The sequence below is a fragment of the Klebsiella sp. w6 genome (genome assembly GCF_033100215.1).
In the GTDB taxonomy this organism is placed as follows: Bacteria; Pseudomonadota; Gammaproteobacteria; order Enterobacterales; family Enterobacteriaceae; genus Klebsiella; species Klebsiella variicola.
Window position 1 is genome coordinate 327,973 of the sequence record NZ_CP136907.1, and the last position, 20,133, is coordinate 348,105.

Below are 20,133 nucleotides of genomic sequence, written 5' to 3' on the forward strand. Positions count from 1 at the left end.
CTCTGACCCGTTACTATCTTTTTTTTGTAATAAAAAAGTTATTTTTCTGTAATTCGAACATGTCATGTTACCCCGCGAGCATAAAACGCGTGAAATCGCGCATCCGGCACAACAAGAGAGATAACCGATGATATCGTTACGACATACAGCTTTAGGACTGGCGCTGAGCCTGGCTTTTGCCGGTCAGGCCCTGGCGGTTACCACCATCCCATTCTGGCACTCAATGGAAGGCGAGCTGGGTAAAGAAGTGGATTCTCTGGCGCAACGCTTTAACGCGGCCAATCCTGATTACAAAATCGTTCCGGTATACAAAGGCAACTATGAACAGAGCCTGAGTGCTGGTATCGCCGCTTTCCGTACCGGCAACGCCCCGGCGATCCTGCAGGTGTATGAAGTCGGCACCGCCACCATGATGGCGTCAAAAGCCATTAAGCCGGTGTACCAGGTGTTTAGCGAGGCGGGCATCAAGTTTGATGAATCGCAGTTCGTGCCGACGGTATCCGGGTATTACACCGATTCGAAAACCGGCCATCTGCTCTCCCAGCCATTTAACAGCTCTACGCCGGTGCTGTACTACAACAAAGACGCCTTCAAAAAAGCCGGCTTAGATCCGGAGCAGCCGCCGAAGACCTGGCAGGATCTGGCGGCCTATACCGCGAAGCTGAAAGCCGCCGGGATGAAGTGCGGGTACGCCAGCGGCTGGCAGGGCTGGATCCAGATTGAAAACTTCAGCGCCTGGCATGGTCTGCCGGTGGCCACGAAAAATAACGGCTTCGACGGTACCGATGCGGTACTGGAGTTCAATAAGCCGGAGCAGGTGAAGCATATCGCCCTGCTCGAAGAGATGAACAAGAAGGGTGATTTCAGCTACTTCGGGCGCAAAGACGAGTCCACCGAGAAGTTCTATAACGGTGACTGCGCGATCACTACCGCGTCATCCGGCTCGCTGGCCGATATTCGTCAGTACGCCAAATTCAACTACGGCGTCGGCATGATGCCATACGATGCCGACGTGAAAGGCGCGCCGCAGAACGCCATCATCGGCGGGGCCAGCCTGTGGGTGATGCAGGGTAAAGACAAAGAGACTTACACCGGCGTGGCGAAGTTCCTCGATTTCCTGACCAAACCGGAAATCGCCGCCGAATGGCACCAGAAAACCGGCTATCTGCCGATCACCACTGCGGCCTACGATCTGACGCGCCAGCAGGGCTTCTATGATAAGAACCCGGGCGCCGATATCGCCACCCGCCAGATGCTGAACAAGCCGCCGTTGCCGTTCACCAAAGGCCTGCGTCTGGGCAACATGCCGCAAATCCGCACCATCGTCGATGAAGAGCTGGAGAGCGTGTGGACCGGCAAGAAAACCCCGCAACAGGCGCTGGATTCCGCTGTTCAGCGTGGGAATCAGCTGCTGCGTCGCTTCGAGCAAGCGACCAAATCGTAATCTGTAACTTGCCCGGTGGCGCTGCGCTTACCGGGCCTACGATGTGCCCTATGTAGGCCGGGTAAGGCGTAGCCGCCTCCCGGCATTGTTCAGGAACCCAATCTCAATGTCATCATCCCGTCCGGTATTCCGCTCGCGCTGGCTGCCCTATGTGCTGGTCGCGCCGCAGCTGATTATCACGCTGATTTTCTTTATCTGGCCCGCGGGCGAAGCGCTGTGGTACTCGCTGCAGAGTGTCGATCCGTTTGGTCTCTCCAGCCAGTTTGTCGGCCTGGATAACTTCGTTGCGCTGTTCCACGACCCGTACTATCTGGACTCGTTCTGGACCACTATAAAATTCAGCACCCTGGTGACTGTCAGCGGCCTGCTCGTTTCGCTGTTTTTTGCCGCGCTGGTCGACTATGTGGTGCGCGGCAGCCGCTTTTATCAAACGCTGATGCTGCTGCCGTACGCCGTGGCCCCCGCCGTCGCGGCGGTGCTGTGGATCTTCCTTTTTAACCCCGGGCGCGGGCTGATCACCCATTTCCTCGGCGAGCTGGGCTACGACTGGAACCACGCGCAAAACAGCGGCCAGGCGATGTTCCTGGTGGTCTTCGCCTCGGTATGGAAGCAGATAAGCTATAACTTCCTGTTCTTCTTCGCCGCGCTGCAGTCGATCCCGCGTTCGCTGGTTGAGGCCGCCGCCATTGACGGCGCCGGGCCCATTCGTCGCTTCTTTAAGCTGGCGCTGCCATTGATTGCGCCGGTGAGCTTCTTCCTGCTGGTGGTCAACCTGGTTTACGCCTTCTTCGACACCTTCCCGGTGATCGATGCCGCCACCGCCGGCGGCCCGGTGCAGGCCACCACCACCCTAATCTACAAAATATATCGCGAAGGTTTTGCCGGACTCGATCTTTCCGCTTCCGCCGCACAGTCGGTGGTGCTGATGTTCCTCGTCATTATTCTGACGGTGGTGCAGTTCCGTTACGTTGAAAGTAAGGTGCGTTACCAATGATTGAGAACCGTCGCGGGCTGACGATTTTCAGCCACACCATGCTCATTCTGGGTATTGCCGTCATTTTATTCCCGCTGTACGTCGCCTTCGTGGCGGCGACGCTGGATAACCAATCGGTGTTTGAAACGCCGATGACCCTGATCCCCGGCGGCCATCTGCTGGAGAACATGAAGACCATCTGGGTGAACGGCGTCGGCGTCAACAGCGCGCCGTTCTGGCTGATGATGCTCAACAGTTTCATCATGGCGTTCGCCATTACGGTCGGCAAAATCGTGGTGTCGATGCTTTCGGCGTTCGCCATCGTCTGGTTCCGCTTTCCGCTGCGTAACCTGTTCTTCTGGATGATCTTTATTACCCTGATGCTGCCGGTCGAGGTGCGGATTTTCCCGACGGTGGAGGTCATCGCCAACCTCGACATGCTCGACAGCTACGCCGGGTTAACGCTGCCGTTGATGGCTTCGGCCACCGCCACCTTCCTGTTCCGCCAGTTCTTTATGACCCTGCCGGACGAACTGATTGAAGCGGCGCGTATTGATGGCGCTTCGCCGATGCGTTTTTTCCGCGACATCGTGCTGCCGCTGTCGAAAACCAATCTTGCGGCGCTGTTCGTCATCACCTTTATCTACGGCTGGAACCAATATCTGTGGCCGCTGCTGATTATTCAGGATGTGAATCTTGGCACCGCCGTCGCCGGTATCAAAGGCATGATCGCCACCGGCGAAGGTACTACCCAGTGGAATCAGGTGATGGCGGCGATGCTGCTGACCCTGATCCCGCCGGTCGTCATCGTTTTAGCCATGCAGCGCGCCTTTGTGCGTGGCCTGGTCGATAGTGAGAAATAAAATGGCTGGTTTAAAACTACAGGCAGTAAGCAAAAGCTGGGATGGCAAAACCCAGGTGATTCAACCGCTGACGCTGGACGTGGCGGACGGGGAATTTATCGTCATGGTCGGCCCGTCGGGCTGCGGGAAATCAACGCTGCTACGGATGGTTGCCGGACTGGAGCGGGTGACCAGCGGCGATATCTGGATCGATCGCAAACGGGTGACTGAGATGGAACCGAAAGATCGCGGCATCGCGATGGTGTTCCAGAACTATGCGCTTTATCCGCATATGAGCGTGGAAGAGAACATGGCGTGGGGGCTGAAGATCCGCGGCATGGGTAAGGGATTGATTGCCGAGCGGGTGCAGGAGGCGGCGCGTATTCTGGAGCTGGATGGTCTGCTCAAGCGTCGCCCGCGGGAGCTCTCCGGCGGTCAGCGCCAGCGCGTGGCGATGGGCCGCGCTATCGTGCGTGACCCGGCGGTATTCCTGTTCGACGAACCGTTGTCAAATCTCGACGCCAAGCTGCGCGTGCAGATGCGTCTGGAACTGCAGCAGCTGCATCGCCGCCTGAAAACGACTTCGCTGTACGTCACCCACGATCAGGTCGAAGCGATGACCCTGGCCCAGCGGGTGATGGTGATGAATAAAGGCGTTGCCGAGCAGATCGGCACCCCGGTGGAAGTGTATGAGAAGCCCGCCAGCCGCTTTGTGGCAAGCTTTATCGGCAGCCCGGCCATGAACCTGCTGGAAGGGCGCATCAGCGATGACGGCGGTCGCTTCGAGCTGGCCGGTGGCATGGCGTTGCCGATGAATCACGAGCATCGGCGCTACGCCGGGCGTAAAATGACGCTCGGTATCCGCCCGGAGCACTTTATTTTAAGCTCGCAGGCGCAAGGCGGCATTCCGCTGCTGATGGATACCCTGGAAATTTTAGGTGCCGATAACCTCGCCCACGGGCGCTGGGGCGAGCAGAAGCTGGTGGTCAGACTGCCGCATCAGCAGCGCCCGGCGGGCGGCAGCACGCTATGGCTGCATCTGCCTTTGGAACATCTGCACCTCTTTGATGGTGAAACAGGACAACGCGCATGAGTAACTGGCCTTATCCCCACATCGTCGCCCATCGCGGCGGCGGTAAACTGGCGCCGGAGAACACCCTGGCGGCTATCGACGTTGGCGCCCGCTACGGGCACACGATGATTGAATTTGACGCCAAGCTGTCGAAGGACGGGCAGATCTTTCTGCTGCATGACGATAATCTCGAACGCACCAGCAACGGCTGGGGCGTGGCGGGCGAGCTGGCGTGGGACGATCTGCTGAAGGTCGATGCCGGCAGCTGGTTCAGCCGTGAATTTAAGGGCGAGCCGCTGCCGTTGCTCTCTCAGGTGGCGGAGCGCTGCCGCCGTCACGGTATGATGGCGAATATCGAAATTAAGCCGACCACCGGGCTGGGGCCGCAGACCGGCAACGTGGTGGCCCTGGCTGCGCGCGATCTGTGGCAAGGCATGGCCGCGCCGCTGCTCTCCTCTTTTGAAATCGATGCTCTGGAGGCGGCGCAGGAAGCCGCGCCCGAGCTGCCGCGCGGGCTGCTGCTGGATGAGTGGCGCGATGACTGGCGCGAATTGACCACCCGGCTGGGCTGCGTGTCGATTCACCTCAATCACAAGCTGTTGGATGCGGCGCGGGTGGCGAGCCTGAAACAGGCCGGCCTGCATATTCTGGTGTACACGGTCAATAAACCCCAGCGCGCCGCCGAGCTGCTGCGCTGGGGTGTAGATTGCATCTGCACCGATGCCATTGACGTCATCGGGCCGAATTTCCACCCTTAAGACGGATTTGCGGCGGCTGACCTTTACGGGTTGGTCTGCCGCAGCATTCCACCGTTGTTGTTCGGTAGCACCTGCTGCGGCGGATTGAGATTGCCGCCCTGGGTCGCGCGCTGCTGATTCGTCTGCAACTGGTTTTGCAAATGCTGCTGCTGCGAGCGGGTCTGATTGTTCAGATCCTGCTTCAGCATGCTCTGCTGCTGCTGTTGCTGCACCTTCATCTCATTTTGCATGCGCTGCTGGCTGGGCACCACGTAACCCGGCTGGTTAGGGTTGTTATTAATATTGATCGGCTGGGCTAATACGCCAAGCGGCATCAGCGCCGCCAGAAACAGAATCGCTTTCATGGTTTTCTCCTCCCGTGCGTGGGATCACTTAAGTGTACCTCGAATCCGCCATAACAATGATTTTTTAGGAGTTATCAACCAGGCTTAAGCGGGGAATGAAACCTACCTTTCAGGAGTAAGACAATGATAAAAACAACAATATGGCGCCAGGTGGTCATCGCTGCGTTGCTGGCGGGCGGTAGTTTCACCGTCGCCGCCAATCCGCCACCGCCGCCGCCGGTCTCTTATGGCGTAGAGGAAGATGTGTTCCACCCGGTACGCGCCCGGCAGGGGATGGTGGCGTCGGTGGACGCGCTGGCGACCCGCGTCGGCGTGGATATTCTGCGCCAGGGCGGCAACGCTGTCGATGCGGCGGTGGCGGTTGGCTACGCGCTGGCGGTCACGCATCCGCAGGCCGGGAATATCGGCGGCGGCGGTTTTATGATGCTGCGGACTAAAGACGGCAAGACCACGGCGATCGATTTCCGCGAAATGGCGCCGGAACAGGCCACCCGCGACATGTTCCTTGACGACCAGGGCAACCCGGACAGTAAAAAATCACTGACTTCGCATCTGGCCTCCGGCACGCCAGGCAGCGTCGCCGGTTTCTCTCTCGCCCTGGAAAAATACGGCACCATGCCGCTGAACAAAGTGATCCGCCCGGCGATTAAGCTGGCAGAAGAGGGCTTTATCGTTAACGATGCGCTGGCGGACGATCTGAAGACCTATGGCAGCGAAGTGATCCCGCAGCATGAAAACAGTAAAGCGATCTTCTGGAAGAACGGCGAGCCGCTGAAAAAGGGCGACCGGCTGGTGCAAAAGAATCTCGGTAAGAGCCTGGAGCTGATTGCCGAGCACGGCCCGGAGGCTTTCTATAAAGGGGCCATCGCCGACCAGATCGCTGACGAGATGAAAAAGCACGGCGGGCTAATCACCAAAGCCGATCTTGCCAGCTATAAGGCCGTGGAGCGTACGCCGGTTAGCGGCGAATATCGCGGGTATGAGGTTTATTCCATGCCGCCGCCGTCTTCCGGCGGGATCCACATCGTGCAGATCCTCAATATCCTCGAAAACTTCGATATGCAGAAATATGGCTTTGGCAGCGCCGATGCTATGCAGGTGATGGCGGAGGCGGAGAAACACGCCTATGCCGACCGCTCTGAATATCTCGGCGATCCTGACTTCGTCAAAGTGCCGTGGCAGGCGCTGACCAGCAAAGCCTATGCCAAAGAAATTGCCGCCGAGATCGACGTCAACAAGGCGAAGCCTTCCAGTCAGATCCGCCCGGGCAAGCTGGCGCCGTATGAAAGCAACCAGACCACCCACTTCTCGGTGGTCGATAAAGAGGGTAATGCGGTGGCGGTGACCTATACGCTGAATACCACCTTCGGTACCGGCATTGTGGCCGGCGATTCCGGTATTTTACTCAATAACCAGATGGATGATTTCTCGGCGAAGCCCGGCGTGCCTAACGTCTATGGTCTGGTGGGCGGCGACGCCAATGCGGTGGAGCCGAAAAAACGCCCGCTGTCGTCGATGTCGCCGACCATTGTGGTGAAAGACGGCAAAACCTGGCTGGTGACCGGCAGCCCGGGCGGCAGTCGGATCATCACCACCGTACTGCAGATGGTGGTCAATACCATCGATTTCGGGATGAACGTCGCGGAAGCCACCAATGCGCCGCGTTTCCACCATCAATGGCTGCCGGATGAGCTGCGGGTGGAGAAAGGCTTTAGCCCGGATACCCTGAAGCTGCTCGAGGCGAAGGGGCAGAAAGTGGCGCTGAAAGAGGCGATGGGCAGTACCCAAAGCATCATGGTAGGGCCGGACGGCATGCTGTATGGCGCCTCCGATCCGCGTTCGCCGGATGATTTAACGGCGGGGTATTGATGTGTTGCCCGGTGGCGCTGCGCTTACCGGGCCTACAACTGCGCGAACGTAGATACTGTTATCGGTTTTCAACTTTTTGGTCCGGGAAAAATATGTGCTTTGTGTTAATTCAGAGCACATTGCGCTCCCGATATTTCTTCTGCGTTATGACTCTCATGGCGCAGGGAGCGCACAGAGGGCGGCCAGTCGCCGCCGCCCGGCAACACGCTACTTCATTCTCGCCATATAATACGCATCCACATACTCACCGTTGCGCAGCGCGTAACGCCTGCCGGTGCCTTCGATCTCAAAGCCGTACTTCTTATACACCGCAATTGCCGGGGCATTATCGGCGAACACCGTCAGCTCAATACGCTCGACCCGCAGCCAGTTGTCGCACATATCAATCATGGTACGCATCAGCTCGCTGGCGACGCCGCGGTTGTGCCAGCGCGAATCCACGCTGACACCAAAATCGGCGACGTGGCTACGGCGAGGACGTTGGACGACGGCAATGCTTAAATGGCCGACGACTTGCTCATCGATACAGGCCACCAGCTGCTTCACGCCGGGCGTATCGGCTAGCCGCTCCCGCCACATATGTTCGGATGGATGAGGGACCTGTAGCGTGTTGTGATACACCTCCGGCTGGGCGTGAATTTGACGAATCGCGTCAATATCTTTCGGTTCAGCATGGCGTATCACGATGTCACTCATTCCTTGTTCCTCATTCAGGTGAAAAGTCCCTTTAAACATCACTGACTACGGCGTTCGAGTCAACACGCATTATTTGCAAAAAAAAGTAGACAAGTGCGAATGAGAATGATTATTATTGTCCTGCATTCAGGGAGACCCTTGCGGAAAGCCTGAAAGCACGACATTGCTCACATTGCTTCCAGTATTACTTTAGCCAGCCGGGTGCTGGCTTTTTTTTTGCCGCTATTTCAGGCGCTCTGCGGCCTGGCGGGCTCCGCGTCGGCTTTGGATGGCGTGTCTGCTACCAGACCGAGAATATGACTTTTGTTCTCCGCTGCGGCCAGCATTTCAGCGCGACCGCTAAAAACCTCGCCTTTCTTGATCGCCAGCGCGCGATAGGCGAGGGTACCATCCAGATGGCCGTGCTCCTCGATGGTGATGCTATCGCCATGACACTGGCCCTGCACCTTGCCGTCAATAATCAGCTCCCGGCAGCTGATGTTGCCCTCCACCTGGCCTTCACGCATTACCTTAATCAGATGCTCTTTGGCCTCAATGTTGCCGGTCAACTGGCCGTGAATATAGACATGGCCGCTGGCGACGATATTGCCGACGAAATGTACCCCGCTGGCGATGATCGTGGTCTCGTGTTTTTTGCTGGTGACCGCTTCGGGTTCTGGGTTTATTGCCGGAAATGTGGCTGCTTCTGACGCTTGAGGTTCCGTTTTATTTTTCTTAATAAACATCGCGTTAATCTTGTTCCGTTGGCTATGGAGGAGGAAAGCGACAAGCGCGCAGGCGGCCGCCAGGCGCGCCAGCGCGATGGCATCGACAGACCAGGCGATCAGTCCAAGAAGCCAGAAAAAAAGGGTGCCGTTTATGGCGAAATACTGTTTGTCCATTAGCAGCGTCTGGCTACTCCGTTAGTCATCAGCAACGTCCTGGTTTGCCCTCCACTTATCCGTAGTTTCGCCGTTAGGATCAAGTATTTTAGCTGGAAAATGGCGAATTAATCACTGGTTAATCAATTAGTTATTAATATTTTCGTATAAGTGATGCTTGAGCTATTTTGCTGGCGAATCTTCCAGGAAAGCGGACAGAGAGGATGAAGTGATGGCCCGGCTTGCGCTATGGTTGAAGGTAGCTCATCAACTAAGGACAGCGTTATGACTCTGCACTGTGCATTTATTGGCTTTGGTAAAAGCACCACCCGCTATCACCTTCCTTACGTTTTGCAACGCAAAGACCGCTGGCAGGTGGCGCACATTTACCGCCGCCGGGCAAAGCCCGAGGAGCAGGCGCCGCAATATTCCCATATCCATTTCACCAGCGATCTTGATGACGTGTTAAACGACCCACAGGTCAATCTGGTGGTGGTCTGCACCCACGCCGACAGTCATTTCGAATATGCGAAAAAGGCGCTGGAGGCGGGGAAAAACGTGCTGGTGGAAAAGCCGTTCACCCCGACGCTTGAGGAGGCCACAACCCTGTTTTCCCTGGCAAACAGCAAAGGTCTCACGGTGACGCCCTACCAGAATCGCCGTTTCGACTCCTGTTTCCTGACCACCAAAAAGGTGATTGAGAGCGGGAAACTCGGCGAACTGGTGGAGATCGAAAGTCATTTTGATAACTACCGCCCGGTGGCGGAGACCAACCCCGGCGGCCCGCAAAACGGCGAGTTCTATGGCCTTGGCGTACATACCCTGGATCAGATCATTTCGCTGTTCGGCCGTCCGGACCATGTCTCTTACGATCTGCGCTCGCTGCGCAATAAAGCCAACCCGGATGACACCTTTGAGGCCCAACTGTTCTACGGCGATCTGAAGGCCATCGTCAAAACCAGCCACCTGGTGCAGATCGACTACCCGAAATTCATCGTTCACGGCCATAAAGGTTCGTTTGTGAAATACGGCATTGACCAGCAGGAGACCAGCCTGAAGGCCAATATCATGCCGGGCGAGCCGGGTTTTGGCGCGGACGACAGCGTCGGCGAGCTGGTGTACGTCAACGAGGCGGGGGAGACGGTGCGTGAAGCGGTGCCGCTGGAGACCGGCGACTACGGTCGGGTGTACGACGCGCTGTATGAAACTCTCGTCAACGGCCAGCCGAATTACGTCAAGGAATCTGACGTTCTCACCAATATGGAGATCCTGGAGCGCGGCTTTGAACAGCCTTCTCCGGCCACCATCACCCTGGCAAAATAAGCAAAACGGGCTCCTCGACGCTTGTTCATATTTTTTGAACAGAGGAGTCAATTTTCACCCTCTATGATCGACGGCGAAATGGGTCCACACTGACTCCATCGAAAACATACGGGGGTGCAACATGATCTACTTACGCAAAGCGAACGAACGTGGCCACGCTAACCATGGTTGGCTGGATTCCTGGCATACTTTCTCTTTCGCCAACTATTATGACCCGAATTTTATGGGCTTCTCTGCCCTGCGGGTGATTAACGACGACGTCATCGACGCCGGTCAGGGCTTCGGTACCCATCCACACAAAGACATGGAAATCCTGACTTATGTGCTGGAAGGGGCGGTGGAGCACCAGGACAGCATGGGCAACAAAGAGCAGGTGCCGGCAGGCGAGTTCCAGATCATGAGTGCGGGTACCGGGGTGCGCCACTCTGAGTACAACCCGAGCAAAACCGATCGTCTGCGTCTGTATCAGATCTGGATTATTCCGGAAGAAACCGGCATTACCCCGCGCTACGAGCAGCGCCGCTTCGACGCCGCCCAGGGCAAACAGCTGGTGTTGTCGCCAGATGCGCGAGATGGCTCGCTGAAGGTGTACCAGGATATGGAACTCTATCGCTGGGCGCTGCTGAAAGATGAGCAGTCGGTTCACCAGATTGCCGCGGAACGCCGCGTGTGGATCCAGGTGGTCAAAGGCGAAGTGACCATCAACGGTACCAAAGCCACCACCAGCGACGGTTTGGCCATTTGGGACGAGCAGGCTATTTCGGTTCATGCCGACAGCGATAGCGAGATCCTGCTGTTCGATCTGCCGCCGGTTTGATAGTTATCTGAGCCAGGTTAAATAAATTGCGCAACCTTCTCCAACATCGGCGAAGGTTGCGCTTTGTCCGTGATAAACTGAGAAAATGTTTCCCCGTTGATCACAGTCAGGACGATGAAAAAGAAAAGACCCGTACTTCAGGATGTAGCCGATCTTGTCGGCGTGACCAAAATGACGGTCAGTCGCTATTTACGCAACCCGGAGCAGGTCTCCGAAGCGCTGCGTGGCAAGATTGCCGTTGCCCTCGATGAACTGGGTTATATTCCCAATCGCGCCCCTGACATTCTCTCCAACGCGACCAGCCGCGCCATCGGCGTGCTGCTGCCGTCGTTAACTAACCAGGTCTTCTCGGAAGTGCTGCGCGGTATCGAAAGCGTCACCGACGCCTTCGGCTATCAAACCATGCTGGCGCACTACGGCTATAAGCCGGAAATGGAAGAGAAACGCCTCGAATCGATGCTCTCCTGGAACATTGACGGCCTGATCCTCACCGAACGCACTCATACGCCTCGCACCCTGAAGATGATTGAAGTCGCCGGCATTCCGGTGGTGGAGCTGATGGACAGCCGGTCGCCGTGCCTCGATATCGCCGTCGGGTTTGATAACTTTGAAGCCGCCCGGCAGATGACCGCAGCGATTATCGCCCGCGGCCACCGCCACGTCGCCTATCTGGGGGCGCGTCTCGATGAACGAACTATCATCAAACAGAAGGGGTACGAGCAGGCGATGCTCGACGCCGGGATGACGCCCTATAGCGTGATGGTGGAGCAGTCTTCGTCCTACTCGTCGGGTATTGAGCTGATGCGTCAGGCGCGCCGCGAATATCCGCAGCTTGACGGTATCTTCTGTACCAACGATGACCTTGCGGTCGGCGCGGCGTTTGAATGCCAGCGCCTGGGGCTGAAGATCCCCGATGATATGGCGATCGCCGGGTTCCACGGCCATGATATCGGCCAGGTGATGGAGCCGCGTCTCGCCAGCGTCCTGACCCCGCGCGAGCGAATGGGACGCATCGGCGCCGAACGGCTGCTGGCGCGCATTCGTGGTGAAGCGATTACCCCTAAGATGTTAGATTTAGGTTTCACATTGTCACCGGGCGGATCAATTTAAACTGACAAGTTTGAAGTAGATCACACATATTCACATCTGGCACGAATGGATATTGCTTCTCCACAGGTCCGGCATGACAATGTTACCGATAACAGTTACCCGTAACAATTAACCGATACGCCGCCTTCGCGCTGGATGAGTCAGCCATGGCGCGGCGTACCTGTCCGGTGGGAGGATGCTTTGAGCACGACTAATCATGATCACCACGTCTATGTTCTGATGGGCGTTTCCGGCAGCGGGAAATCCGCTGTCGCCAGCGAAGTGGCGCATCAACTGCATGCCGCGTTTCTCGACGGCGACTTTTTGCATCCGCGCAGCAACATCACCAAGATGGCCTCCGGTGAGCCGCTGAACGATGATGACCGCACGCCGTGGCTGCAGGCGCTGAATGACGCCGCGTTTGCTATGCAGCGTACCAACAAGGTGTCGCTGATCGTCTGCTCGGCGCTGAAGAAGAGCTATCGCGACATTCTGCGCAAGGGCAACCCGAACCTCTCCTTCATCTATCTGAAAGGCGATTTCGACGTGATCGAAAACCGTCTGAAGGCACGCAAAGGACACTTCTTCAAAACCCAAATGTTGGTGACGCAGTTTGAAACGCTGCAGGAACCAGGCGCCGACGAGAGCGATGTGCTTATCGTCGATATCGACCAGCCGCTGGAAGGCGTGGTGGCCAGCACCATCGAGGTGATCAACAAAGGCAGTCACTAGTGAGTACTTTAACGCTTGTTTTAACAGCAGTCGGCTCGGTATTGCTGCTGCTGTTTTTAGTCATGAAAGCGCGGATGCACGCCTTCGTGGCTTTGATGGTGGTTTCTATTGGTGCAGGTCTCTTCTCCGGCATGCCGCTGGATAAAATCGCGGCGACGATGGAGAAAGGGATGGGCGGTACGCTGGGCTTCCTGGCGATCGTCGTCGCGCTCGGCGCGATGTTCGGTAAGATCCTGCATGAAACGGGGGCGGTCGATCAGATTGCCGTCAAGATGCTCAAATCCTTCGGCCACAACCGCGCGCACTATGCGATTGGTCTTGCCGGTCTTATCTGCGCGCTGCCGCTGTTCTTCGAAGTGGCCATTGTCCTGCTGATCAGCGTCGCTTTCTCGATGGCGCGCCATACCGGCACTAACCTCGTGAAGCTGGTGATCCCCCTGTTTGCCGGGGTGGCCGCCGCCGCCGCGTTCCTGCTTCCCGGGCCGGCGCCGATGCTGCTGGCGTCGCAAATGCACGCCGACTTTGGCTGGATGATCCTGATTGGCCTGTGCGCCGCGATCCCGGGGATGATTATCGCCGGTCCGTTGTGGGGTAACTTCATTAGCCGCTACGTTGAGCTGCATATTCCTGACGATATCAGCGAACCGCATCTCGGCGAAGGAAAAATGCCCTCCTTCGGCTTTAGCCTGTCGCTGATCCTGCTGCCGCTGGTGCTGGTGGGTCTAAAAACCATCGCCGCGCGCTTTGTGCCGGTGGGTTCCACTGCCTACGAATGGTTCGAGTTTATCGGCCATCCGTTCACCGCGATCCTGGTTGCCTGCCTGGTCGCGATCTACGGCCTGGCGATGCGCCAGGGGATGGCGAAAGACCGCGTGATGGAGATCTGTGGCCACGCGCTGCAGCCGGCGGGGATTATCCTGCTGGTGATCGGCGCCGGCGGCGTCTTCAAGCAGGTGCTGGTTGACTCCGGCGTCGGCCCGGCGCTCGGCGAAGCGCTGACAGGCCTGGGTCTGCCGATTGCGATTACCTGCTTCGTGTTGGCGGCTGCCGTCCGTATCATTCAGGGGTCCGCGACCGTTGCTTGTCTGACGGCGGTTGGCCTGGTGATGCCGGTCATTGAGCAACTGAACTACAGCGGCGCGCAGATGGCAGCGTTGTCTATCTGTATCGCCGGCGGCTCGATTGTGGTGAGCCACGTGAACGATGCCGGCTTCTGGCTGTTCGGTAAATTTACCGGTGCGACGGAAGCCCAGACGCTGAAAACCTGGACCATGATGGAAACCATCCTGGGTACCACCGGGGCGATTGTCGGTATGATCGCTTTCCAGCTGCTGAGCTAAGCCCGCTCACCTCCCGCTCGCGGGGTATAAAAAGCCAGGGTAACGCTGCTTACCCTGGCTTCTTTGTAATAAGCCGCCCTTTTTCCCCCTTTTCCTTGCCTGCTATTCGCCCTTATTAGCGCTACGACGATACTCGTATCCCTCGTCAGCCCTTGCTGTGCCTGGGTTTGATGCGTTTATTTGGCAAGCGGTAAATCACCTGATTTCGCGCTCAATCCATAATCAGGATCAATAAAATAGCAACGGAAAATATTCCATTGCGCAGGGGATTTCCCCGATAATCGTTGCGTTTTTGACGACGACCAGCGACGGTGGACAATGTGCAGGATAAGTTGCTTTTCTGATTGTTCAGCAATCATTGATTAATTTCACTTGCGACTTTAGCTGCATTTTGTAAGGTGAGGGATAATCCAGTTGGAAACTGGCCAGGCACAAACAGCACACACCTCGCAGGAATACGTTATGAAAAATGTTGGTTTTATCGGCTGGCGCGGAATGGTCGGCTCTGTTCTCATGCAACGCATGGTTGAAGAGCGCGATTTCGACGCCATTCGCCCGGTGTTCTTCTCTACCTCCCAGCTGGGACAGCCAGCGCCGTCATTCGGCGGTAGCACCGGTGGCACGCTTCAGGATGCGTTCGATCTGGACGCGCTGAAGGCACTGGACATTATTGTCACGTGCCAGGGCGGCGATTACACCAACGAGATTTACCCGAAGCTGCGCGAAAGCGGCTGGCAGGGTTACTGGATTGACGCCGCCTCTTCGCTGCGCATGAAGGATGATGCGATCATTATCCTCGACCCGGTTAACCAGGACGTGATCACCGCCGGCCTGAATAACGGCATCAAAACCTTTGTCGGCGGCAACTGTACCGTTAGCCTGATGCTGATGTCCCTCGGCGGCCTGTTTGCCCAGGATCTGGTGGAGTGGGTCAGCGTGGCAACGTACCAGGCGGCTTCCGGCGGCGGCGCGCGTCATATGCGCGAGCTGCTGAGCCAGATGGGTCAGCTGCACAACCATGTTGCGGCAGAGCTGGCGAATCCGGCTTCCGCCATTCTGGATATCGAGCGCAAAGTGACGTCGCTGACCCGCAGCGGCGAGCTGCCGGTAGATAACTTCGGCGTACCGCTGGCGGGCAGCCTGATCCCGTGGATCGACAAACAGCTGGATAACGGCCAGAGCCGCGAAGAGTGGAAAGGCCAGGCGGAGACCAACAAGATCCTCGCCACCTCGTCCGTTATCCCGGTAGACGGCCTGTGCGTCCGCGTTGGCGCGCTGCGCTGCCACAGCCAGGCGTTCACCATCAAGCTGAAGAAAGATGTGTCTATCCCGACCGTTGAGGAGCTGCTGGCCGCGCACAACCCGTGGGCCAAAGTGGTACCGAACGATCGTGAGATTACCATGCGCGAGCTGACCCCAGCCGCGGTGACGGGCACCCTGACCACCCCGGTAGGGCGCCTGCGTAAACTGAATATGGGGCCGGAGTATCTGTCGGCCTTTACCGTTGGCGACCAGCTGTTGTGGGGCGCTGCGGAGCCGCTGCGCCGGATGCTTCGCCAGCTGGCGTAAGCGCAGGATGAACATAAAGGGGGTCTTCAAGCCCCCTTTTTTTTTGCGTAATACAAGGAGTAAACGCGGATGTTAGATTTTTCCCCACGGAGGTAACTCAGCCTTGGCTATGCTTTAAGTAAGGAATTCCTTACCTGAAGGTGGGACGGAGCAGGAGGATGCTGAGAGCACTGCGCCGTTCAGGTCAAAAAAAGTCGCCAGTTACAGGAATGAGCGACACTTACAACAGGATGAAAGCATGTCTAATCATATTGATAGAGACGTGATTAATGCGCTAATCGCCGGTCATTTCGCGGATCCCTTTTCCGTGCTCGGCATGCACCGAACTGACGCCGGGCTGGAAGTGCGCGCATTATTACCCGATGCCACCGACGTGTGGGTTATTGAACCGAAAACCGGACGCAAAGTCGGCAAGCTCGAATGCCTCGACTCGCGTGGTTTCTTCAGCGGCGTCCTGCCACGTCGCAAAAACGCCTTTCGCTATCAGCTGGCCGTCACCTGGCACGGGCAGCAGAATCTGATTGATGACCCTTATCGCTTTGGTCCGCTGTTGCAGGATCTTGATGTCTGGCTGCTGTCCGAAGGGACCCACCTGCGTCCTTACGAAACGCTGGGCGCGCACGCTGCCACCATGGACGGCGTCACCGGTACCCGTTTCTCGGTGTGGGCGCCGAATGCCCGCCGCGTCTCGGTGGTGGGGCAGTTTAACTACTGGGATGGGCGTCGCCACCCGATGCGATTCCGCAAAGAGTCCGGGATCTGGGAGCTGTTCGTTCCCGGCGCGCATAATGGCCAGCTGTATAAATTCGAACTGATTGACGCCCACGGCCATCTGCGGGTCAAAGCCGACCCTTACGCCTTTGAGTCGCAAATGCGTCCGGAAAGCGCCTCGCTTATCTGCGACCTGCCGCCCAAAGTGGAACAGCCGGCGGACCGCAAAGCGGCGAACCAGTTTGATGCCCCGATCTCTATCTATGAAGTGCATCTCGGCTCCTGGCGCCGTCATACCGATAATAATTTCTGGCTGAGCTACCGCGAGCTGGCCGACCAGCTGGTGCCCTACGCGAAATGGATGGGCTTCACCCATCTCGAACTGCTGCCGGTTAACGAGCACCCGTTCGACGGCAGCTGGGGCTATCAACCCACCGGGCTCTATGCGCCGACCCGCCGTTTCGGCACCCGCGACGATTTCCGTTACTTTATCAACGCCGCGCACGCCGCCGGGCTGAACGTCATTCTTGACTGGGTGCCCGGCCACTTCCCGGCGGATGATTTTGCCCTTGCCTCGTTTGACGGTACTTCGCTGTATGAGCACAGCGATCCACGCGAGGGATATCACCAGGACTGGAATACCCTGATCTACAACTATGGTCGCCGCGAAGTCAGCAACTTCCTCGTCGGTAACGCGCTGCACTGGATCGAGCGCTTCGGTATTGATGCCCTGCGGGTCGACGCGGTGGCCTCAATGATCTATCGCGATTACAGCCGCAAGGCAGGTGAGTGGATCCCCAACGAATACGGCGGCCGGGAAAATCTGGAAGCTATTGAGTTTCTGCGCAGCACCAACCGCATCCTCGGCGAACAGACGCCGGGCGCGGTGACGATGGCGGAAGAGTCCACCGATTTTGCTGGCGTCACCCGTCCGCCTGCCGGCGGTGGGTTGGGCTTCTGGTTCAAATGGAACCTCGGCTGGATGCACGACACCCTGGATTACATGAAGCTCGATCCGGTGCATCGCCGCTACCATCACGACAAAATGACCTTCGGCATGCTCTATAACTACACCGAGAACTTCGTGCTGCCGCTCTCCCATGACGAGGTCGTACACGGCAAAAAATCGATTCTCGACCGCATGCCGGGGGATGCCTGGCAGAAGTTTGCCAACCTGCGCGCCTACTACGGCTGGCTGTTCGCCTTCCCGGGTAAAAAACTGCTGTTTATGGGCAATGAGTTCGCTCAAGGCCGCGAGTGGAACCACGACGGCAGCCTCGACTGGCATCTGCTGGAGGGCGGCGACAACTGGCACCATGGCGTCCAGCGACTGGTGCGTGACCTGAACCATACCTACCGTCACCATAAAGCGCTGCACGAGCTGGATTTTGACCCCTACGGTTTCGAATGGCTGGTGGTCGACGACCATGAGCGTTCGGTGTTTGTCTTTGTGCGCCGCGACCGGGCCGGGAATGAGATTATCGTCGCCAGCAACTTCACGCCGGTGCCGCGCCATGACTACCGCTTCGGCATTAACCAGCCGGGACGCTGGCGCGAGGCGTTGAATACCGACTCCATGCACTATCACGGCAGCAACCAGGGTAACGGCGGTGTGGTGGAGAGCGACGCGATCGCCAGCCATGGCCGCGAACATTCGCTATCGTTGACCCTGCCTCCGCTGGCGACGATCTGGCTGGTCCGGGAGGCGCAATGACCTCACTTGCGGCAGGCAAACCTGCGCCGTTGGGCGCCAGCTATGACGGCAAGGGCGTGAATTTCGCCCTCTTCTCCGCCCATGCGGAGCGGGTGGAACTGTGCGTATTCGACGAGCAGGGTAACGAGCAACGCGTCGATCTCCCGGCGCGCAGCGGCGACATCTGGCACGGCTGGCTGGACGCTGCCGGGCCGGGCCTGCGCTACGGCTATCGGGTGCATGGTCCCTGGGACCCGGCGCAGGGGCACCGCTTTAACCCGGCGAAGCTGCTGCTCGATCCCTGCGCGTATCGGGTCGAGGGCGATCTGCCGGATGACGAACGCCTGCATGGTGGAATGTGGGAGCCGGATCATCGCGACAGCGCCGCAATCGCGCCAAAATCGCAAGTGGTGGATCTGCATTACGACTGGCGGGGCGATAAGCCGCCGCGTACCCCGTGGGGGGAAACGGTGATTTATGAAGCGCACGTGAAAGGACTCACCCTGCTGCACCCGCAGCTGCCGGAAGCCATTCGCGGAACTTATAAGGCGCTGGGCCACCCGGTGATGATCGCTTACTTCAAATCGCTGGGCATCAGCGCCCTCGAGCTGTTGCCGGTAGCGCAATTCGCCAGCGAGCCGCGACTGCAGCGGATGGGCTTGAGCAACTACTGGGGCTACAACCCGCTGGCATGGTTCGCGCTGGATCCGCGCTATGCCAGCGATCCCGCGCGTGCCCTCAATGAGTTTCGTGATGCGGTTAAGGCGCTTCATGCCGCCGGCATCGAGGTGATTCTGGATATCGTGCTCAACCATAGCGCGGAAATTGATCTCGAAGGGCCCACCGTCTCCCTGCGCGGAATCGACAACCGTAGCTATTATTGGGTAAGGGAGGATGGCGATTATCACAACTGGACCGGCTGCGGTAATACGCTCAATCTCAGCCACCCCGGGGTGGTGGAATGGGCGCGCCAGTGTTTGCGCTTCTGGGTGGATGAGTGCCATGTTGACGGCTTTCGCTTCGACCTCGCCTCAGTGATGGGGCGGACGCCGGAATTCCGCCAGGATGCGCCGCTGTTCGAGGCTATCCGCCGCGACAGCGTGCTGTCGCAGGTGAAACTGATTGCGGAACCCTGGGATATCGGCCCGGGCGGCTATCAGGTGGCTAATTTTCCACCGCTGTTCGCCGAATGGAATGACCATTTTCGCGATATTTCCCGTCGTTTCTGGCTGCAGCAAAACGTCTCCCTCGGTGACTTTGCGCAACGCTTCGCGGCCTCCAGCGATCTCTTTGCTCGCGATGGCAAACGGCCATCGGCGACGGTGAACCTGGTGACGGCCCACGATGGCTTCACGCTCCGCGACTGCGTCTGTTTCAATCAGAAACACAATGAGGCAAACGGGGAGGAGAATCGCGATGGGACTAACAATAACTACAGCAACAATCATGGTATAGAGGGATTAGACGCCAATCTTGCGGTGATTGAACGGCGGCGTGCCAGCGTGCATGCGCTATTGACGACGCTGCTGCTGGCTCAGGGGACGCCAATGCTGCTGGCGGGCGATGAGCAGGGCCACAGCCAGCACGGCAACAATAATGCCTACTGCCAGGATAACGCGTTGACCTGGCTGGACTGGCGTCAGGCGAACCCGGGATTAACCGCGTTTACCGCGGCGCTGATCCACCTGCGCCGTCGCATTCCAGCGCTCACCCGCAACCGCTGGTGGCAGGAGGGCGATGGCAATGTCCGCTGGCTTAATCGCAACGCCCAGCCGCTGACTGCCGGGGAGTGGCAGCAGGGCGCAGCGTGTATGCAGATCCAGTTGTCTGATCGCTGGCTGCTCACACTGAACGCCACCGCAGAGGTGGTCGATATGGTTTTACCTGAGGGGGAATGGCGCGCCGTTCCTCCCTTCGCCGGAGAGGATAATCCGGTCATCATGGCTGTCTGGCATGGGCCCGCGCACGGAGTGTGCGTATTTCAAAGGTCGTAATCCCTGA

17 protein-coding genes and 1 pseudogene are annotated in these 20,133 nt (G+C 57.9%); 14 read left to right on the plus strand and 4 right to left on the minus strand.

All coding sequences use genetic code 11. The features are described from left to right. The first annotated feature begins 127 nt into the window (after window positions 1-127). From ugpB to ugpQ, 5 genes are all read left to right on the plus strand, one after another. Window positions 128-1,444 carry a sn-glycerol-3-phosphate ABC transporter substrate-binding protein UgpB gene (gene ugpB / locus R0140_RS01510; RefSeq protein ID WP_008806974.1) on the plus strand — a complete coding sequence of 439 codons (1,317 nt, stop codon included), beginning with the start codon at window positions 128-130 and terminating at the stop codon, window positions 1,442-1,444. A gap of 106 nt (window positions 1,445-1,550) precedes the next feature. Continuing rightward, window positions 1,551-2,438 (plus strand): sn-glycerol-3-phosphate ABC transporter permease UgpA, encoded by an 888-nt coding sequence (ugpA, locus tag R0140_RS01515; protein ID WP_012967120.1) that lies wholly within the window; start codon window positions 1,551-1,553, stop codon window positions 2,436-2,438. Next, window positions 2,435-3,280, plus strand: a complete 846-nt coding sequence (ugpE, locus tag R0140_RS01520) for a sn-glycerol-3-phosphate ABC transporter permease UgpE (protein ID WP_032740290.1) — start codon at window positions 2,435-2,437, stop codon at window positions 3,278-3,280. The genes ugpA and ugpE overlap by 4 nt, the downstream gene beginning before the upstream one ends. Window position 3,281: 1 nt before the next feature. Continuing rightward, entirely contained in the window at window positions 3,282-4,352 is a 1,071-nt protein-coding gene (locus R0140_RS01525) for a sn-glycerol-3-phosphate import ATP-binding protein UgpC (protein ID WP_023323353.1), read from the plus strand. Beyond that, window positions 4,349-5,089: a glycerophosphodiester phosphodiesterase gene (gene ugpQ / locus R0140_RS01530; RefSeq protein WP_016161912.1), complete on the plus strand. Its 741-nt coding sequence runs from the start codon at window positions 4,349-4,351 to the stop codon at window positions 5,087-5,089. Before R0140_RS01525 ends, ugpQ begins: the two co-directional genes overlap by 4 nt. Window positions 5,090-5,112: 23 nt before the next feature. On the opposite strand, the gene R0140_RS01535 is transcribed toward ugpQ, so the two are convergent. Then, window positions 5,113-5,433 carry a DUF2756 family protein gene (locus R0140_RS01535; RefSeq protein ID WP_032740288.1) on the minus strand — a complete coding sequence of 107 codons (321 nt, stop codon included), beginning with the start codon at window positions 5,431-5,433 and terminating at the stop codon, window positions 5,113-5,115. Window positions 5,434-5,556: 123 nt separating this feature from the next. On the opposite strand from R0140_RS01535, the gene ggt reads away from it, so the two are divergent. Next, window positions 5,557-7,302, plus strand: coding sequence for a gamma-glutamyltransferase (gene ggt / locus R0140_RS01540; RefSeq protein ID WP_032740286.1), 1,746 nt, complete (start codon window positions 5,557-5,559; stop codon window positions 7,300-7,302). A gap of 207 nt (window positions 7,303-7,509) precedes the next feature. Here ggt and yhhY read toward each other — a convergent pair whose 3' ends face one another. Together yhhY and R0140_RS01550 are read right to left on the minus strand one after the other, a co-directional pair. Beyond that, on the minus strand, window positions 7,510-7,998 hold the full coding sequence (gene yhhY / locus R0140_RS01545) for an N-acetyltransferase (RefSeq protein ID WP_317703934.1): 489 nt from the start codon (window positions 7,996-7,998) through the stop codon (window positions 7,510-7,512). A gap of 227 nt (window positions 7,999-8,225) precedes the next feature. After that, the gene (locus R0140_RS01550; RefSeq protein ID WP_032740285.1) at window positions 8,226-8,879 is read right to left on the minus strand and encodes a bactofilin family protein; all 654 of its coding nucleotides are present in this window, start codon (window positions 8,877-8,879) and stop codon (window positions 8,226-8,228) included. Between the two features lie 264 nt (window positions 8,880-9,143). Here R0140_RS01550 and R0140_RS01555 point away from each other — a divergent pair, with 264 nt between their 5' ends. The 5 genes from R0140_RS01555 (at window position 9,144) to gntU (ending at window position 14,159) form a co-directional block, all read left to right on the plus strand. Beyond that, complete coding sequence (locus R0140_RS01555; RefSeq protein ID WP_032740283.1) at window positions 9,144-10,181, plus strand: oxidoreductase; 1,038 nt, start codon at window positions 9,144-9,146, stop codon at window positions 10,179-10,181. Window positions 10,182-10,302: 121 nt separating this feature from the next. Then, entirely contained in the window at window positions 10,303-10,998 is a 696-nt protein-coding gene (locus R0140_RS01560) for a pirin family protein (protein ID WP_002920779.1), read from the plus strand. A gap of 114 nt (window positions 10,999-11,112) precedes the next feature. Further along, complete coding sequence (gene gntR / locus R0140_RS01565) at window positions 11,113-12,108, plus strand: gluconate operon transcriptional repressor GntR (RefSeq protein ID WP_002920777.1); 996 nt, start codon at window positions 11,113-11,115, stop codon at window positions 12,106-12,108. 180 nt (window positions 12,109-12,288) lie between these two features. Beyond that, the gene (gntK, locus tag R0140_RS01570) at window positions 12,289-12,819 is read left to right on the plus strand and encodes a gluconokinase (RefSeq protein WP_012540395.1); all 531 of its coding nucleotides are present in this window, start codon (window positions 12,289-12,291) and stop codon (window positions 12,817-12,819) included. After that, entirely contained in the window at window positions 12,819-14,159 is a 1,341-nt protein-coding gene (gene gntU, locus R0140_RS01575) for a gluconate transporter (RefSeq protein WP_008806984.1), read from the plus strand. Before gntK ends, gntU begins: the two co-directional genes overlap by 1 nt. Here gntU and R0140_RS01580 read toward each other — a convergent pair. Next, window positions 14,156-14,518, minus strand: a pseudogene (locus tag R0140_RS01580) (hypothetical protein). The gene gntU and the pseudogene R0140_RS01580 sit on opposite strands and share 4 nt — an antisense overlap. A gap of 103 nt (window positions 14,519-14,621) precedes the next feature. On the opposite strand from R0140_RS01580, the gene asd reads away from it, so the two are divergent. The 3 genes from asd (at window position 14,622) to glgX (ending at window position 20,126) form a co-directional block, all read left to right on the plus strand. Further along, entirely contained in the window at window positions 14,622-15,728 is a 1,107-nt protein-coding gene (gene asd / locus R0140_RS01585; RefSeq protein WP_008806986.1) for an aspartate-semialdehyde dehydrogenase, read from the plus strand. A gap of 238 nt (window positions 15,729-15,966) precedes the next feature. Continuing rightward, window positions 15,967-18,153: a 1,4-alpha-glucan branching enzyme gene (gene glgB / locus R0140_RS01590; protein ID WP_032740282.1), complete on the plus strand. Its 2,187-nt coding sequence runs from the start codon at window positions 15,967-15,969 to the stop codon at window positions 18,151-18,153. Then, on the plus strand, window positions 18,150-20,126 hold the full coding sequence (gene glgX, locus R0140_RS01595) for a glycogen debranching protein GlgX (RefSeq protein ID WP_032733887.1): 1,977 nt from the start codon (window positions 18,150-18,152) through the stop codon (window positions 20,124-20,126). The genes glgB and glgX overlap by 4 nt, the downstream gene beginning before the upstream one ends. Window positions 20,127-20,133 lie beyond the last annotated feature (7 nt).

Bases quoted from the DNA above. Each gene is read 5' to 3' on its own strand.
- asd (WP_008806986.1), top strand. From the start codon at position 14,622: ATGAAAAATGTTGGTTTTATCGGCTGGCGCGGAATGGTCGGCTCTGTT.
- glgB (WP_032740282.1), top strand. From the start codon at position 15,967: ATGTCTAATCATATTGATAGAGACGTGATTAATGCGCTAATCGCCGGT.
- ugpE (WP_032740290.1), top strand. From the start codon at position 2,435: ATGATTGAGAACCGTCGCGGGCTGACGATTTTCAGCCACACCATGCTC.
- R0140_RS01525 (WP_023323353.1), top strand. From the start codon at position 3,282: ATGGCTGGTTTAAAACTACAGGCAGTAAGCAAAAGCTGGGATGGCAAA.
- R0140_RS01555 (WP_032740283.1), top strand. From the start codon at position 9,144: ATGACTCTGCACTGTGCATTTATTGGCTTTGGTAAAAGCACCACCCGC.
- glgX (WP_032733887.1), top strand. From the start codon at position 18,150: ATGACCTCACTTGCGGCAGGCAAACCTGCGCCGTTGGGCGCCAGCTAT.
- gntR (WP_002920777.1), top strand. From the start codon at position 11,113: ATGAAAAAGAAAAGACCCGTACTTCAGGATGTAGCCGATCTTGTCGGC.
- ugpA (WP_012967120.1), top strand. From the start codon at position 1,551: ATGTCATCATCCCGTCCGGTATTCCGCTCGCGCTGGCTGCCCTATGTG.
- R0140_RS01535 (WP_032740288.1), bottom strand. From the start codon at position 5,433: ATGAAAGCGATTCTGTTTCTGGCGGCGCTGATGCCGCTTGGCGTATTA.
- ggt (WP_032740286.1), top strand. From the start codon at position 5,557: ATGATAAAAACAACAATATGGCGCCAGGTGGTCATCGCTGCGTTGCTG.
- R0140_RS01560 (WP_002920779.1), top strand. From the start codon at position 10,303: ATGATCTACTTACGCAAAGCGAACGAACGTGGCCACGCTAACCATGGT.
- ugpB (WP_008806974.1), top strand. From the start codon at position 128: ATGATATCGTTACGACATACAGCTTTAGGACTGGCGCTGAGCCTGGCT.
- ugpQ (WP_016161912.1), top strand. From the start codon at position 4,349: ATGAGTAACTGGCCTTATCCCCACATCGTCGCCCATCGCGGCGGCGGT.
- R0140_RS01550 (WP_032740285.1), bottom strand. From the start codon at position 8,879: ATGGACAAACAGTATTTCGCCATAAACGGCACCCTTTTTTTCTGGCTT.
- yhhY (WP_317703934.1), bottom strand. From the start codon at position 7,998: ATGAGTGACATCGTGATACGCCATGCTGAACCGAAAGATATTGACGCG.